This window comes from Streptomyces sp. NPDC091371 (genome assembly GCF_040684275.1).
In the GTDB taxonomy this organism is placed as follows: domain Bacteria; phylum Actinomycetota; class Actinomycetes; order Streptomycetales; family Streptomycetaceae; genus Streptomyces.
On sequence record NZ_JBFBFP010000120.1, the window covers coordinates 1 to 1,223 of the forward strand.

A 1,223-nucleotide genomic window follows, 5' to 3' on the forward strand; every position below is an offset into this window, starting at 1 on the left:
GGGCGAAACTGGCTGCATGAGTGATCCGATGCGGACCAATCCGATCTGGGGTCCGATCGTGTGCCCGGTCTGACGCAGTCGAGTACACCCGTGCCGTGCACACCGCTGTTACCAGCTGCCGCGATTGTGAAGTGTGCGGGCCGTGCCGAGCGGTCAAGGGTGTCTGCGGCGGCGCTACCCGCTGGGCTGCGCCCACCCTGGACAGCTCGCCCCGCCCCAGGGCCTGGCTGGCTATCGGGGCGGCCCTCCGCTGGGGCGCCCCCACCGCAGGTCAGCCGCCCAGGGGTGGGGAACTCGGGTGAGCAGGTCTGTCCCACGCCCGAGCGCGGGGTGGGGAGATTCGTGGCTGTGGTCCACATTTCGTGACGATCACTTTCGATCAACGCGGGTGTCGAAGGCTGCTCGCCCGTCAGCGTTGCTTTGGTGGGGGTCGAGTGCAGGTTCCGGGAGTTGGTCTGGCCGGAGGTCGAGGACCTCGTGGTCGAGACGGTGGACATCGTCGGAGACTCGGTGCTGGTCGAGGCCAGCAGTAGACGTGACGACGTGACGTGTCCGGACTGCGAGTCCGCCGGAACGAGAGTTCACAGCAGGTACCGACGCCGGCTCGCGGACCGTCCGCTGGGCGGCCGACGCGTTGTCCTGCGCCTGCTCGTCCGCCGGTTCTTCTGCGACAACAGCAGCTGCCTCCGACGGACACATGTTGAGCAAATCGACTCGCTGACCAGGCGTAATGCCCGCCGGACTCAAGCTGTGGCCCGCATGATTCAAGCGATCGGACTTGCTGTGGGCGGCCGGGCCGGCGCCCGGCTCGCGCCGCAGCTCGGAATGCGGACCACACGGGCATCGGTCCTGCGCCAGGTTCGTCTGCTCCCGGATCCGCCCGTGGGAACCATCAGGGTCCTGGGCGTCGACGAGTTCGCGTTCCGCAAGGGCCGCACCTATGGGACCGTACTCGTCGATGTCGAAACCGGTCGCCCCGTCGATCTGCTGCCGGACCGCGCCGCGGACACGCTCGCCGAGTGGCTGCGGGAACATCCCGGCGTCGAGATCGTCTGCCGGGACCGCTACAGCCCGTTCAGCGATGCCACCAAGCGAGCCGCCCCCGAAGCGATCCAGGTTGCGGACCGGTGGCAGTGCGCCATGAGGCGCCTTGTCGTATCCCCGGTTTCAGCCGGGAGGAATTTGGAGGGATATTCCTGGGTCTGATGGCTTACCCAATCCGG

General features: G+C 67.7%; 1 protein-coding gene. It reads left to right on the forward strand.

Features of this window, described 5'->3' with window-relative positions:
- Positions 1–450 precede the first annotated feature (450 nt).
- On the forward strand, positions 451–1,206 hold the full coding sequence (locus AB0O21_RS40455) for an ISL3 family transposase (protein WP_365181031.1): 756 nt from the start codon (positions 451–453) through the stop codon (positions 1,204–1,206).
- Positions 1,207–1,223 lie beyond the last annotated feature (17 nt).